Here is a 13,712-nt window from a genome sequence, read left to right as displayed (position 1 = left end):
TGGATCGCCTCGCTGCGCTCGCGATGACGCGCATATTTAAGGATTGACTTATTTAAGTGATGCCTTCATAAGAGAGCCATGCACGCCTTCGCCGCCCTCGCCGACCCCACCCGGCTTCGGATCGTGGAGATGCTGGCGGCGGGGGAGCGCAGCGCCGGCGAGATCGCCGCCGAGTTCGCGATGAGCGGGCCGGCGGTCTCCCAGCACCTCAAGGTGCTGCGCGAGGCCGGGCTGATCACCGTCCGGGCCGAGGCGCAGCGGCGCATCTACGCGCTCGAACCCAAGGCCTTCGATGCGCTGGACGAATGGCTGCGCCGGATCCGCCGCTTCTGGGGCGGCCGGCTGGACGAGCTGGAGCGGCAGCTGCGCGCCGCCCCCACCGACAGGGGAGAGACACCATGAACGATTACGGCACCATCACCGTCCCCGGCGCAGTCCGGTTCGAGCGGCTGCTGCCCGGCCCGATCGAGCGGGTCTGGGCCTATCTGACGGAGTCCGACAAGCGCCGCACCTGGCTCGCCCGCGGCGCCGTCGAGCCCCGCGACGGCGGCCAGGTGGAGCTGCATTTTCTCCATTCCGAGCTGTCGCCGCTGCCGGACGAGATCCCGGCCAAGTACAAGTCCCTGGAGAAGGGCGCCAGCTTCACCGCCCGGGTCACACGCTGGGAACCGCCGCGGCTGTTGAGCCACAGCTGGCCCGAACCGTCCGGCGGCGAGTCGGAGGTGACTTTCGAGCTGACGCCGCAGGGTGAGGACGTTCTGCTGGTGCTGACCCACCGCCGGATCACGCCGGAGAAGATGGTGAGCGTCGCCGGCGGCTGGCACACCCATCTCGACATTCTGGTCGACCGGCTGCACGGCCGGGTGCCGCAGCCTTTCTTCATCACCCATACGCGGCTGGCGGGCGAATACGAGAAGCGCATCGCCGCGGCGAGCTGACAATCCCGATCGGAGGAACCGCCATGACCCCGTCCTTCACCGGCGGCCGCAACATCGCGCTGAAGGTGCCACCGCACCAGTACGACGCCACCGTCCGCTTCTATCGCGACGTGATCGGCCTGAAGCCGCTGGACAATCACCCGCCTGCGGTCGGCTTCCAATTCGGCGCCAACCAGCTGTGGATCGACCGCGTCGACGCCCTCAGCCAGGCCGAGCTGTGGCTGGAGATCGTGACCGACGACGTGCCGAAGGCGGCCGAGCATTTCGCCGCCTCCGGCGTGGCCCGACGCGACGAGATCGAACGCCTGCCCGACGGCTTCGAAGGCTTCTGGATCTCGGATCCGGCCGGGATCATCCACATCGTCTCGGGAGAGCGCAGCCAGTATTGAAAGGCCAGCTTGCCGCCGGATCCGCCGGCGCGAGCCCCCTCACCTCCCGTCGCTTCGCGCCGGGCCCCTCCCTCTCCCCAAGGAGAGGGAAAGGAAAAGCGCCGTTCCATCACCTCTCCTCGGGGAGAGGTCGAAATCGCGGCACGCGATTTCGGGTGAGGGGGCGGCGCCGGCCCATCCGCCTGAGCGCCCCTCCCTCACGCCCCCTTCGGCTCCGTCGTCAGCGGCAGCAGCCGGGCGTGCGACGCCTCCAGCAGCCGCACCATCGCCGCCGCCGCCGCCTCCGGCTGCCGGCCGATGATCGCGGTGCGCACCGCGTCGTGCAGCGCCACGTCCTCGCTCGGCCGGGCAGCGTGGCGCTGCAGCATCTCCGACGACACCCTGAGCGCCGACTTCACCGCGGCCCCGATGGTCACGAACAGGCCGTTGTGCGAGGCGGTGATGATGGCGAGGTGGAACTCCAAAGCCGCCTCGGACGCCACCTTCACAGGCTGCTTCTCCTCATAGGCACGCGCCAGCTGCTGGAAATGGTGCTCGATCGCCGCGTGGTCCTCGGCCGTGCCGTCGCGCGTCGCGAGGTATGACGCCCGCGGCTCGAAGCACATCCGCATCTCGAAGATGTCCTCGACGATCTTGGCGTCGAACTGCGCCTGCAGCCGCCAGGCCAGCACGTCGCGGTCCAGGAGGTTCCATTCCCCGAAGGGCAGCACCCTTGTGCCGGTCTTCGGCGACACCTCGATCAGCCGCTTGCCCGCCAGGCTCTTGATCGCCTCGCGCAGGGTGGTCCGGCTGACGCCGTAGGTCTGGCACAGCTCGCTCTCGATCGGCAGGGAATCGTTCGGCCGGAACTCGCCGGAGACGATCCGCATCCCCAGGCTGTTCGCGACCTGGGAGCTCATCGTCCCGACCAGGACCATCTCTCGTTCCAGCATCCGACCGTCTCCGCCCATGCCCTCTTTTATCGAACAGGCCGGGGAAGCCCCGGTTGACAAAACCCGTCGATCACCCTGATGATCGAATCATATGATAATACCATTGGGGAGGAAATGGGGTGGCCGACATCGAGATCCGGGATGTCAGCAAGCGCTTCGGGCCGGTCACGGTGTTCGACGGCCTGTCGCTGTCGGTCTCTTCGGGCGAGTTCATGGTCTTCCTCGGGCCGTCCGGCTGCGGCAAGTCCACCCTGCTGCGCATGATCGCGGGGCTGGAAACGGTGGACGGCGGCGAGATCCGCATCGCCGGCACCCGGGTCGACACCCTGCCGCCGGGCGCCCGCCGGGTGGCGATGGTGTTCCAGCACTACGCCCTGTACCCCCACATGACGATCTTCGAGAACATGGCGTTCGGGCTGCGCAACATCGGCCTGAAGCAGCCGGAGATCGAACGGCGGGTCCAGGACGCCGCCCGGACGCTGGAGATCGGTGAACTGCTGCAGAGGAAGCCGGGCCAGCTGTCCGGCGGCCAGCGTCAGCGCGTCGCCATCGGCCGCGCCATCGTCAAGGAGCCGCGCGCCTTCCTGTTCGACGAGCCGCTGTCCAACCTGGACGCGGCGCTGCGCGTCCGCACCCGGGTCGAGCTGGCGCGGCTGCACCGGCGCCTCAGCGCCACCATGATCTTCGTCACCCACGACCAGGTCGAGGCAATGACGCTGGCCGACCGGATCGTGGTGATGAACGAGGGCCGGATCGAGCAGGTCGGCACCCCGATGGAGATCTACACCCGGCCGGCCACCAAATTCGTCGCCCGCTTCGTCGGCGTGCCGGCGATGACCTTCCTCGACGCCACCGTCGTGGGCGCGGAAGGCGGCGCCGTGCTGCGCCTGCCGGACGGGACCGAGCTGCGCACGCCGGTGCCGGCCCACGGCCTGCCGGCGAACCGACCGATCACGCTGGGCCTCAGGGCCGAGGCGGTGCGGATCGACGGAGAGGGCGCCCTCCGCGGCACGGTCGAGGTGGTCGAACGGCTGGGCGACCGCACCCATCTGCATGTCCGGCTGCAGGACGGATCGACCCTGATCGCGGAGGATGCGGGCCTGAGCGGCGTCGCGGTCGAGGACCGGGTGGCGCTGCGCATCGACCCCGCCGCCGTCCATCTGTTCGACGCCGACGGCGTCGGCCGCCACGCCGCCTGAGGGAGGGGATGGTGACCGACGCTGCCACCGCCGCCGGCCGCAGCATCGAACGGGCGCAGCGTGTGAGCGGGGCCCGGATCGGGCCGGACTGGCGCAATGCCGGCTTCGTCCTGCCCTTTCTGGTCGTCTATCTGCTGCTGCTGGTCTGGCCGCTGTTCGACGGCATCTGGATCAGCCTGCAGAAGTTCGACATGTTCGACGGCACCGGCGCCTATGCCGGGCTCGTCAACTACAAGCGCCTGTTCGCCGACAAGGTCTTCCTCGGCGCCGTCTGGAACACGGCGCTGTTCGTGCTGATGACGGTGCCGGCCTTCGTCGCCATCGGCCTGGCCCTCGCTTTGGCGCTGAACCGGCCGGGCCGGACCGCCGCCGTCCTGCGCGCCACCTTCTTCGCCACCTCGGTGCTGTCGGTCACCATCGTCACCATCATCTGGAAGATGATGTACCTGACCGACCGCGGCCTCTTGACCAATGTCCTGGCCGCGTTCGGGCAGGCGCCGATCCCGATCCTGAGCGACCCGGACCTCGCCCTGCCCGGCATCGCCGTCGCCACGGTGTGGTGGGGCATCGGCCTGCCGATGATGCTGTTCCTGGCAGCGCTGCAGCAGATCCCGCGCGAGCTGTACGAGGCCGCGGCGCTGGACAGCGCCGGCCGCTGGCGGTCGTTCCGGCACATCACCCTGCCCTCGATCCGGCGGACCGTGGTGCTCGTGGCGGTGGTCGAGATCGTCTACCAGTTCCAGCTGTTCGGGCAGTCCTACCTCTTGACCCGCGGCGGGCCGAACAACGCCACGCGCCCGATCGTGCAGTTCATCTACGAACAGGGCTTCCGCAATTGGGACCTGGGCTACGCCGCCGCGGCGTCCGAGGTGCTGTTCGGGCTGATGCTGATCGCCGCCATGGCGCAGTACCTCCTGACCCGCCGTCGGTCCGAGGGTTGACAGTCATGGCAGCGACGCAAGCTCAGGGCATGGTCGGCCGCAGCTTCGGGGACAGGCTGATCCTCGCCGCCGTCATCCTTCTCGCCGTCGTCTGGGTGGTCCCGGTGGCCTGGATCACCGGCCTGTCCTTCAAGCCGAACAGCGAGCTGATGACCGACACCGGCACGCTGTTCCGGGCGCCCTACACGCTGAAGAACTACACCGACATCCTCGCCAATTCCGGCGTGTTCCGCTGGGTGCTGAACAGCGTGGTCGTGGCGCTGGGCCAGACGCTGGGCGTGCTGGTGCTGGCCTCGCTGGCCGGCTACGGCTTCGCCCGTGCCCAGTTCCCCGGCCGCGGCCTCGTCTTCGCGCTGGTGCTGATCGGCCTCGCCGTGCCGGAGCAGGCGGTGATCATCGCCCGCTTCCAGATGTTCAACGAGCTGAAGATCCACAACTCCTATCTCGGCCTGATCCTGCCGCATCTGTCGGCGCCATTCGGCGTCTTCCTGATGACGCAGTACTTCAAGGCGATCCCGCGCGAGCTCGACGAGGCCGCCCTCCTGGACAACGCCTCGCGCTTCAAGACCTTCTGGCGCGTTCTGCTGCCGCTGACCGTGCCGGCCCAGGCGACGCTGGGGATCTTTACCTTCCTCAGCTCCTGGAACGACTATCTCTGGCCGCTGATCTCCGCCACCAAGCCGGAGATGTTCACCCTGACTGTCGGCCTGGCCTCGACCCAGACCAATTTCGCCCAGTCCGAAGGGCTTGGATACCTGATGGCGCAGTCGGTCTTCGCCGGGCTGCCCGTGCTGATCGTCTACCTGTTCTTCCAGAAATACATCGTCGCCGCCGTCGCCGGGGCCGCCGTCCGCTGAGGCGGCGGGCTTCGGCGGAAACGGCGGGACCACACGGAGGGAGGAGAGCCATGAGAAGCAGCATTGCCCTGGCCCTGACCGGGCTGATCCTGGCCGCCGCCGCAGGCCCCGCCACGGCGCAGGACAAGACCGAGATCTCGCTGTCGCGCTTCTTCGGCGCCTGCGAGGCCGACTACGCCAATGTCACCGACGTCTCGAAGGCGCATGGCGAGTGCGGCATCATCACGGCGCTGATCAACAAGTTCAACGCCGAGACCCCGGACGTCCACGTCAAGGTCGATATCGTCGAGTGGCCCGGCTACGACCAGCTCACGGCCCGGCTGCGCTCCGACGACCCGCCAACCATCTCGGTGATGCATGAGGCGGTGATCAGCGACTACGCCTCGCGCGACCTGCTGGAGCCGCTGGACGAGGACTTCAAAGCGGCCGGCATCGACCTTGCCGACTTCACCGAGGCGGCCCGCACCGGCGTGACCAAGGACGGCAAGATCTACGCCCTGCCCTTCGACACCCACACCTGGCTCTGGCACATCAACCTGAACCTGTTCAAGCAGGCCGGCCTGGTCGGCGACGACGGCAAGCCGATCCTGCCGAAATCGCCGGACGAGCTGCTGGCCCAGGCCAAGCAGTTCCGCGAGAAGACCGGCAAACCCTATTTCGTCCAGGCGACGGTGAACGAGCAGGCGAACTACGCCCGCACCCTCTACACCCTCTTGTACCAGCAGAACTCCGACTTCTTCGCCGATCCGACCCAGATCAAGCTGCAGACGCCGGAGGCCCGCAACGCGGTCGAGCTGTTCAAGGCGATCTACCAGAACGGCGACACCACCAAGGACCAGGACTATGCCGCGGCGACGGCCGGCTTCGCCCAGGGCGACGGCGGCGTCTACATCATGGGCACCTGGCTGATCGACAGCTACAACGAGGAGGCCGCCAAGCCCGGCGGGGCGCTGAGCAACGGCTACTATGTCGTCCCCTTCCCGCAGCTCTATGCCAATTCCAAGGTCTGGGCCGACGGCCACAGCTGGGTCGTGCCCAAGGCGGGCCTCGACGACGCCAAGCGCAAGGCCGCGGTCAAGCTGCTGAAGTTCCTGTGGGACAACGACTTCGAATGGGCCCGCACCGGCCACCTGCCGGTGCGCACATCGGTGGCGACCTCCCAGGCCTTCCTCGACCTGCCGCACCGCAAGGAGATCGTCAGCCTGACCAAGGACGGCACCGCCCTGCCGCAGGCGGTGAAGCGCCAGTTCGGGCTGCAGGAGATCCTGACCGAGGAATTCAACGCCGCGGCGCAGAACCAGAAGACCGTCGACGAGGCCCTGGCCGACGCCGAGAGCCGCGTCAACGAGCTGCTGGCCAACGCCAGGTAGTGCCCCTTCCGGCCGCGCCGTCCGGGCGCGGTCGGCCTTCCTCCCACCACCCGACCGAGACCACCGACCCATGATCTCCGCACGGCTCACCGTCGATCGCGACTTCGTCCTCTCCGACCTCGACCGCCGCGTCTTCGGCGCCTTCGTCGAGCATATGGGCCGCTGCGTCTATGGCGGCATCTTCGAGCCCGGCCACCCGACCGCCGACGCCCGCGGCTTCCGCGGCGACGTGCTGGAGCTGACCCGCGAACTGGGCCCGACCATCATCCGCTACCCCGGCGGCAACTTCCTCTCCGGCTACAACTGGGAGGACGGGGTCGGGCCGGTGGAGCAGCGGCCGGTGCGCCGCGACCTGGCCTGGTTCTCGACCGAGACCAACCGCTTCGGCACCAACGAGTTCATCGACTGGGCCCGCGCCGCTGGGGTCGAGCCGATGCTCGGCGTCAATCTCGGCACCCGCGGGCCGGATGAGGCGCGCCGCTTCCTCGAATACTGCAACCATGCGGGCGGGTCGGCGCTGTCCGACCTGCGCCGGTCGCACGGCCACGCGGCGCCGCACGACGTCAAGTTCTGGTGCCTGGGCAACGAGATGGACGGGCCCTGGCAGATCGGCGCCAAGACTGCCGAGGAATACGGCCGGATCGCACTGGAGACGGCCAAGGTGATGCGCTGGGTCGATCCGACCATCCAGCTCGCCGCCTGCGGCTCGTCCCACCGCAACATGGCGACCTACGGCGCCTGGGAATACGAGGTGCTGGACCACTGCTACGACCAGGTCGACTTCATCTCGCTGCACACCTACTTCAACAACAACGCCGATTCCGCGCCGGAGTATTTCGGCGTGATCGAGCTGATGGATGCCTTCATCAAGGAGGTGGCGGCGATCTGCGACGCGGTCGGGGCCAAGCGCCGGTCGCGCAAGAAGATCATGCTGTCCTTCGACGAGTGGAACGTCTGGTACAAGACCCACAAGATCGAGCATATGCGCAAGCCGGGCTGGCCCGAGGCGCCGCCGCTGATCGAGGAGATCTACAACGCCGAGGATGCGCTGATCGTCGGCGGCGCGCTGATCGCCCTGATGAACAACGCCGACCGGGTGAAGGCCGCCTGCATCGCCCAGCTGGTCAACGTCATCGGCCCGATCATGACCGAGACCGGCGGCGCGGCCTGGCGCCAGACCATCTTCCATCCCTTCGCCCTCGCCTCCCGCCACGGCCACGGCCGGGTGCTGCAGACCAAGGTGGAATCGCCCGGCTACGACGCCGTGTCCTGGCCGGAGATCCCCTATCTCTACGCCACCGTGGTCGATAACCCGGCCGACGGGACGACCGCCGTCTTCGCCCTCAACCGCAGCCTGTCCGACCCGATGGACCTCGACGTCACCCTGCGCGGCCTCGGCGCCGACCGGCGGCTGGTGGAGGCGACCGAGATCCATCACGCCAATCTGAAGGCGGTCAACACCAAGGAGGCGCCGAACACCGTGGCGCCGAAGGCCAACCCCGACGTCACGGTCGACGGCGAGCGGCTGCGGGCGAAGCTGAAGCCGGCCTCCTGGAACGTGATCGTGACCCGGAGTGGACCCAGGGTGTAGCCGGGCGGAGCTATGGAGAGACGTGAAGCTGCATAATCTCTCCGGCAAATAAGTGCCAAACTAGGAACTCATTATCAAATCTGGATCGGGCTTGATCCCGCTCTCCCCTTCCAGCAAGGGGAGAGCGGTTGTTGTCGGTTTCAAAGCTGTGGTTAATCCCGATGTCGCCCAGGTCGGGCTCGGCGGACGCCCCGCACACCGCCTCGGCTGCACCCTTCATCCATCCGAACTCTTGAAACGTGACCCCAAGGGACGGATGGTAAGCATTGCACACCAGCCATCAACTCCTGCCGCATAGCGCGGCCAATCGTGAGCGTAAGCATACACCGGGCCGGATGCGATCCCGTGGTGCTGACCAAAACAACGGATGATGGGGAGGACGCCGTGAGAATCATCAACGTCCTTTGGACGTCGGGCTGGGATTCGACCTATCGCGTGCTCGACGCCTGCGCAACCAGGGGCCTTGCCGTGCAGCCCCATTACATCATAGATCGCGGTCGCTCTTCCCACGCCATGGAGGTCCTGACGATCTGCCTGCTCACTCAGGAGATCGCCGCGCGGTACCCAGGCGTGCGCATTGCGCGCCCGATCCTGACGGAGATGAAAGCGATTCCGGCCGATCCCGACATTACCCAGGCCTACCAGCGGTTGAGTGAGGTCAACGGACTGGGCGAGCAGTATGACTGGCTTCCCCGCTATATGGTGGCGCGGGGGATCCTCGACATGGAACTCTGCGTTCATCAGCAGGATAGAGCGCACCGCTTCATCGCTCCTCTGGCGCGCCGTGACGAGGTGGACGGTGACTCCTTCTATGCGGTCCCTCCCGGAGACGACGACGCGACGTTGATCTTCTCAAAATTCCGCTATCCGGTCCTCGAGATGACCAAGGTCGAGATGCAGGAGGAAGCGCGTCGGAAAGGCTTCCTGGACATCATGGAGCACACCTGGTTCTGTCACACGCCGACCCCGACTGGTGAACCGTGCGGCGTGTGCAACCCCTGCATCTACACTGCCGAGGAAGGGCTTGCCCGCCGCCTACCGGCAGCCTCGTTGCGCCGCCAGAAGTATCGGCGCCCGATCATGAATCTGCGGCGCCGGATGAAGGCGACCGCCCGGCGCACCGCGCTGTGGCTGGGCGTCGCGTAACGGACGCCAGCTGCCGAGAAGCTGACAGACGGAAGAGATGACGAACGGCTTGACGCCGGGCGTCCGGCCCCTTATACGAACGCCCTCGACCCGGCAGCGATGCCGGGCAATTCTTTTTGACCGTGCTTTCGAGGATACGTGCCATGGCGCGACGCTGCCAGGTGACCGGCAAGGGCGTGATGAGTGGAAACAACGTCAGCCACGCCAAGAACAGGACCCGCCGGCGGTTCCTGCCGAACCTGCAGACCACTTCGCTGGTCTCGGAGGTGCTCGGCGTCTCGGTGCGCCTGCGCTTGACCACCAACGGCATCCGCACCATCGAGCATCGCGGCGGCCTCGACGGCTATCTCGTCAGTGTGCCGGATTCGGCCCTGGACGCCGAGCTGCGCGGCCTGAAGCACCGCATCCTCAAGGCCCAGGCCGCCCAGGCCGCCTGATCGGTTTCAGCACGGTTCACGACTGCGCCCGCGGCCCCGCCGCGGGCGTTTCGTTTGTCCGGTTGCCGGCCATGCAGATGTTCGCGTAGCGTTCTCCGATCGAATCGGGAGGCGGCGCGATGACATTGACGCTCTATTCCGGGCCGCTGAGCCTGTTCTCGCGCAAGGTCGAGACCGCCCTGGCCGAGAAGGGCCTGGCCCATGAACGGGTGATGGTGCCCTTCACCCAGACCGAGGGCTACCGCCCGAAGCACCCGGCGGTGCTGGCCGCCAACCCCAAGGGCCAGGTGCCGGTGCTGGTCGACGGCGACCTCACCCTGTTCGATTCGACCGTGATCCTCGAGTATCTCGAGGACGCCTACCCGACGCCGCCGCTGTATCCGCGCGGCGCCGCCGACCGCGCCCGCTGCCGCCTGGTCGAGCTGGAGGCGGACGAGATCGTGATGCCGGACGTCCGGCCGCTGATGCATCGCAGCGAGCCGCCCGACCCGGCCCGGCGCGAGGCGCAGGAGGCCGGCGCGCGCCGGGCCGAGGAGGCGCTGCGCAGCCATTGGCGCCGGCTGGACGCGCGACTGGCCGGCCGCGACTTCCACTTCGACGCGCTGACCGTCGCCGACATCGGCCTGTTCATGACAGTGTTGTTCGCCCAACGGCTGCACGGCCCACGCCTGGACGGGTTCCCGGCCCTGGCGGCGTGGTACGACCGCCTGTCAGCCCGCCCGGCCTTCGCCAAGGTCCTGGCCGAGGTCGCCGCCGCCGACCGCGAGCTGTCGCCGGCTCTCTTCGGTGGATAGGCCGGCTCACCCCCTCACCCGAAATCGCTGACGCGATTTCGACCTCTCCCCAAGGAGAGGTGAAGTGGACGGCGGCTTCCCATTCCCTCTCCTCGGGGAGAGGGAGGGGTCCATTCGCGGCAGCGAATGGGAGGGTGAGGGGGAGGGCCCTACCGCCCCTTCCACACCGGGCGGCGCTTCTCGGCGAAGGCGCGGGCGCCTTCCAGCTGGTCCTCGCTGTCGTAGAGCGCCGCCACGGTCGGGAAGCCGCGGCGCATCACCCGGGCCAGCGCCGCCTGCACCGGCATCGCCTCGCTCTCCCGCGCCACCTCCTTGATCGCGGCGAAGACCAAAGGTGGGCCCTCGGCCAACTGCCGGGCCAAGGCGCGGGCGCGGTCCATCAGCTCCGCCGCCGGCACCACCTGGTTGACCAGGCCCCAGCGCGCCGCCTCCGCCGCCTCCATCCATCGGCCGGTGTAGAGCAGGTCCATCGCCACGTGATAGGGGATGCGGCGCGGCAGCTTGATCGTCGCGGCATCGGCCAGGGTGCCGGCATTGATCTCGGGCAGCGCGAAGCGGGCGTGATCGGCGGCCAGGATCAGGTCGGCGGACAGCGCCAGCTCGAAGCCGCCGCCGACCGCCATACCGTTGACCGCCGCGATCACCGGCTTGTTCAGGCCCGGCAGCTCCTGCAGCCCGCCGAAGCCGCCGATGCCGTAATCCTCGTCCGGCCGGATGCCGCCCGCCGCCACCGCCTTTAGGTCCCAGCCGGCGGAGAAGAAGCGGTCGCCGCCGCCGGTGACGACGGCGACGCGCAGCCCTGGATCATCGCGGAAGCCGGCAAAGACCTCGCCCATGCGGCGGCTGGTGGCGGCGTCGATCGCATTCGCCTTCGGCCGGTCCAGCACCACCTCCAGCACGGCGCCGTCGCGGGTGACGCGCAGGGGATCATCGGTCATCGGCTTCCTCCACCAGTCGCAGCAGGACATCGGCGGCCACGGCGCCGCGGGGCGTCACCATCAGCGGGTTGACGTCGAGCTCGGCCAGCCGGCCGGCATACTCCATGGCGAAATCCTGAACCGCCAGCACCGCCGCAACTGCCGCCTCGACATCACCCGGCGGCCGACCGCGATGGCCGTCCAGCAGCCGGGCAACCTTGAGCGACCGGATCGCCGCCGCGATCTCCGCCCGGCCGGCCGGCAGCGGCAGGATCCGCCGGTCGCCGACCAGCTCGACCAGAGTGCCGCCGGAGCCGAGCACGAGATGCAGCCCGAGCTGCGGGTCGCGGCCGATGCCGACGATCAGCTCCGCCACCGCGTCGCCGACCATGCGCTCGACCAGCAGCGCCTCGCCCAGTCCGGCCAGCGCCTCGGCCGTCTGCCGTACCGCGGCGGCGTCGGCCAGGTTCAGCCGCACGGCGCCGCGTTCGGTCTTGTGCGCCAGATCGGCGCCGGTGGCCTTGAGCACGACCGGGAAGCCGATCGCTTCGGCCGCCGCGACAGCCTCGGCCGGCGTCCGGGCCAGCTGCCCCTCCGGCACCGGCACGCCATACGAGGCCAGACGGCGCTTGCCTTCCCATTCCGGCAGCGTGCGGACCGGCCCCGACGCCATCGGCACCGGCTCGGCCGGCAGCGGGACATCAGCTTCGCGCAGGATGTCGCCCGCCTCCGCCGCCGCGGCGACCGCCGCCAGCGCGTCGTCGATGCCGAGCAGCGGCGCGACGCCGACCGCGATCAGCGCCTCGGCCCGGTCTTCCGGCAGCCCCTCGGGCAGGGAGGCGACCACCGCCGACCTGCGCCCGGTGCGCTGCGACGCCGCGACCAGCGCCTCCAGCGCCGGCATCCACTCGGCATCGCTGCAGCGGTCGCCGCGCGGCAGGTCGAGCACCAGCAGGGTCAGGTCGAAGCCGGCCGCCATCATCGCCGCGAAGGTCTCGGTCATGGCCGGACCATTCGCCCAGATGAAGGTGTGATAATCGAAAGGGTTGGAGATGGTGACGAGCTCCGGCACGGTCGCCGCCACCTGCGCCGCCTGCGCCGGATCGAGCGGCCGGAAGCGCAGCCCGGTGCCGAGCGCGGCGTCGGCGATCAGCGCCGCCTCGCCGCCCGAGCAGCTCATCGAGGCGATGTCGCGGCCGGGCAGCGGCCCGGCGACATGCAGCAGCTTCAGCGCCTCCAGCAGCACCGGCAGCGAGCCGACGCGGACCACACCGATGCGACGCAGGAACGCATCCGTCACCGCATCGCCCCCGGCCAGCGAGGCGGTGTGGCTGAGGGTCAGCCGCGCCCCTTCCGCCGACCGGCCGGTCTTCAGCGCCAGGATCGGCACGCCCCGGCGTCGCGCCCGCGCCGCCGCCCGGGCCAGGCCGGCCGGGTCGGCCAAACCCTCGATGTGCAGGCCGATGGCGCTGACCCGCGGATCGTCCAGCAGCGCCTCGACCATCTCGGCCAGGCCGGCCACTGCCTGGTTGCCCAGCGTCGCGACATAGGCGACCGGCAGGCCGCGCCGCTGCATGGTCAGGTTGACGGCAATGTTGCTGGACTGGGTAACCAGCGCCACGCCGCGCTCCACCCGCTGTCCGCCGTGCTGGTCGGGCCACAGGAGGGCGCCGTCGAGATAGTTGATCACGCCGTAGCAGTTGGGGCCGAGCACCGGCATCGTCCCTGCCGCCGCGACCAGCCGGGCCTGGAGATCGGCGCCTTCCGGCCCGGTCTCGGCGAAGCCGGAGGCGTAGCAGACGGCCCCGCCGGCCCTGCGCTCGGCCAGGGCGGCCGTGACCTCGATCGCGGCGTGCCGGTTGATGCCGAGGAACACGGCGTCCGGCGCGGCCGGCAGCTCGGCGACGCTGCGGAAGGCGGGCAGGCCCTCGACCATGTCGTGCTGCGGATGCACCGGCCAGATCTCGCCGGCGAAGCCCATGCGCCGGCTCTGCCGGATCACCTCCGCCATGCGCCGCCCGATCACGGCAATGGAGCGCGGGCGGAGAAGGCGGGAGAGGTCGAAGCGTCGAGATTGCGCCATCCCCCTCACCCTCCCAAGCCTACGGCTTGGGCCCCTCCCTCTCCCCTGGGGAGAGGGGAAAGGAGACGCGATCCGATTTCCCTCTCCTCGGGGAGAGGGAGGGGCCCGTCGCCCGTAG

At 69.0% G+C, this 13,712-nt stretch carries 14 protein-coding genes; 11 read left to right on the top strand and 3 right to left on the bottom strand.

The window, feature by feature from the left end; all coding sequences use genetic code 11:
• Nucleotides 1–78: 78 nt before the first annotated feature.
• The 3 genes from KXR53_RS04290 to KXR53_RS04280 are packed head-to-tail and all read left to right on the top strand — an operon-like array spanning nucleotide 79 to nucleotide 1,327.
• Nucleotides 79–402 (top strand): ArsR/SmtB family transcription factor, encoded by a 324-nt coding sequence (locus tag KXR53_RS04290; protein WP_437373735.1) that lies wholly within the window; start codon nucleotides 79–81, stop codon nucleotides 400–402.
• Nucleotides 399–938, top strand: coding sequence for an SRPBCC family protein (locus KXR53_RS04285; protein WP_437373733.1), 540 nt, complete (start codon nucleotides 399–401; stop codon nucleotides 936–938). Before KXR53_RS04290 ends, KXR53_RS04285 begins: the two co-directional genes overlap by 4 nt.
• Nucleotides 939–961: 23 nt before the next feature.
• On the top strand, nucleotides 962–1,327 hold the full coding sequence (locus KXR53_RS04280) for a VOC family protein (protein WP_437373731.1): 366 nt from the start codon (nucleotides 962–964) through the stop codon (nucleotides 1,325–1,327).
• 197 nt (nucleotides 1,328–1,524) lie between these two features.
• Here the strand turns inward: KXR53_RS04280 and KXR53_RS04275 are convergent, their stop codons facing one another.
• On the bottom strand, nucleotides 1,525–2,259 hold the full coding sequence (locus KXR53_RS04275) for a FadR/GntR family transcriptional regulator (protein ID WP_437373729.1): 735 nt from the start codon (nucleotides 2,257–2,259) through the stop codon (nucleotides 1,525–1,527).
• Between the two features lie 119 nt (nucleotides 2,260–2,378).
• Between KXR53_RS04275 and KXR53_RS04270 the strand changes: the two genes are divergently transcribed.
• The 8 genes from KXR53_RS04270 to KXR53_RS04235 all read left to right on the top strand — a co-directional run bounded on the left by KXR53_RS04270 (nucleotide 2,379) and on the right by KXR53_RS04235 (nucleotide 10,594).
• Nucleotides 2,379–3,458: an ABC transporter ATP-binding protein gene (locus KXR53_RS04270; RefSeq protein WP_437373728.1), complete on the top strand. Its 1,080-nt coding sequence runs from the start codon at nucleotides 2,379–2,381 to the stop codon at nucleotides 3,456–3,458.
• 11 nt (nucleotides 3,459–3,469) lie between these two features.
• Nucleotides 3,470–4,399, top strand: coding sequence for a carbohydrate ABC transporter permease (locus tag KXR53_RS04265; protein ID WP_437373727.1), 930 nt, complete (start codon nucleotides 3,470–3,472; stop codon nucleotides 4,397–4,399).
• A 5-nt stretch (nucleotides 4,400–4,404) separates the two neighbouring features.
• On the top strand, nucleotides 4,405–5,256 hold the full coding sequence (locus tag KXR53_RS04260) for a carbohydrate ABC transporter permease (RefSeq protein WP_437373725.1): 852 nt from the start codon (nucleotides 4,405–4,407) through the stop codon (nucleotides 5,254–5,256).
• Nucleotides 5,257–5,306: 50 nt separating this feature from the next.
• Nucleotides 5,307–6,626 (top strand): extracellular solute-binding protein, encoded by a 1,320-nt coding sequence (locus tag KXR53_RS04255; RefSeq protein WP_437373723.1) that lies wholly within the window; start codon nucleotides 5,307–5,309, stop codon nucleotides 6,624–6,626.
• A 70-nt stretch (nucleotides 6,627–6,696) separates the two neighbouring features.
• The gene (locus tag KXR53_RS04250; protein ID WP_437373722.1) at nucleotides 6,697–8,217 is read left to right on the top strand and encodes an alpha-N-arabinofuranosidase; all 1,521 of its coding nucleotides are present in this window, start codon (nucleotides 6,697–6,699) and stop codon (nucleotides 8,215–8,217) included.
• A 345-nt stretch (nucleotides 8,218–8,562) separates the two neighbouring features.
• Nucleotides 8,563–9,363 carry a hypothetical protein gene (locus tag KXR53_RS04245; RefSeq protein ID WP_437373720.1) on the top strand — a complete coding sequence of 267 codons (801 nt, stop codon included), beginning with the start codon at nucleotides 8,563–8,565 and terminating at the stop codon, nucleotides 9,361–9,363.
• Nucleotides 9,364–9,506: 143 nt separating this feature from the next.
• Entirely contained in the window at nucleotides 9,507–9,800 is a 294-nt protein-coding gene (rpmB, locus tag KXR53_RS04240) for a 50S ribosomal protein L28 (protein WP_437373719.1), read from the top strand.
• A 119-nt stretch (nucleotides 9,801–9,919) separates the two neighbouring features.
• A complete protein-coding gene (locus KXR53_RS04235; RefSeq protein ID WP_437373717.1) occupies nucleotides 9,920–10,594 on the top strand; it encodes a glutathione S-transferase family protein in 675 nt (224 codons plus the stop codon).
• 149 nt (nucleotides 10,595–10,743) lie between these two features.
• Here the strand turns inward: KXR53_RS04235 and KXR53_RS04230 are convergent, their stop codons facing one another.
• Both KXR53_RS04230 and KXR53_RS04225 read right to left on the bottom strand, forming a co-directional pair.
• Nucleotides 10,744–11,532 (bottom strand): carnitinyl-CoA dehydratase, encoded by a 789-nt coding sequence (locus KXR53_RS04230; protein WP_437373715.1) that lies wholly within the window; start codon nucleotides 11,530–11,532, stop codon nucleotides 10,744–10,746.
• Complete coding sequence (locus KXR53_RS04225) at nucleotides 11,522–13,594, bottom strand: acetate--CoA ligase family protein (RefSeq protein WP_437373713.1); 2,073 nt, start codon at nucleotides 13,592–13,594, stop codon at nucleotides 11,522–11,524. The genes KXR53_RS04230 and KXR53_RS04225 overlap by 11 nt, the downstream gene beginning before the upstream one ends.
• Between the last annotated feature and the right edge of the window lie 118 nt (nucleotides 13,595–13,712).

Origin of the sequence: Inquilinus limosus (assembly GCF_051487185.1) — a bacterium.
GTDB classification, from domain to species: domain Bacteria; phylum Pseudomonadota; class Alphaproteobacteria; order DSM-16000; family Inquilinaceae; genus Inquilinus; species Inquilinus limosus_F.
This window is presented reverse-complemented; position numbering and strand designations above follow the sequence as displayed.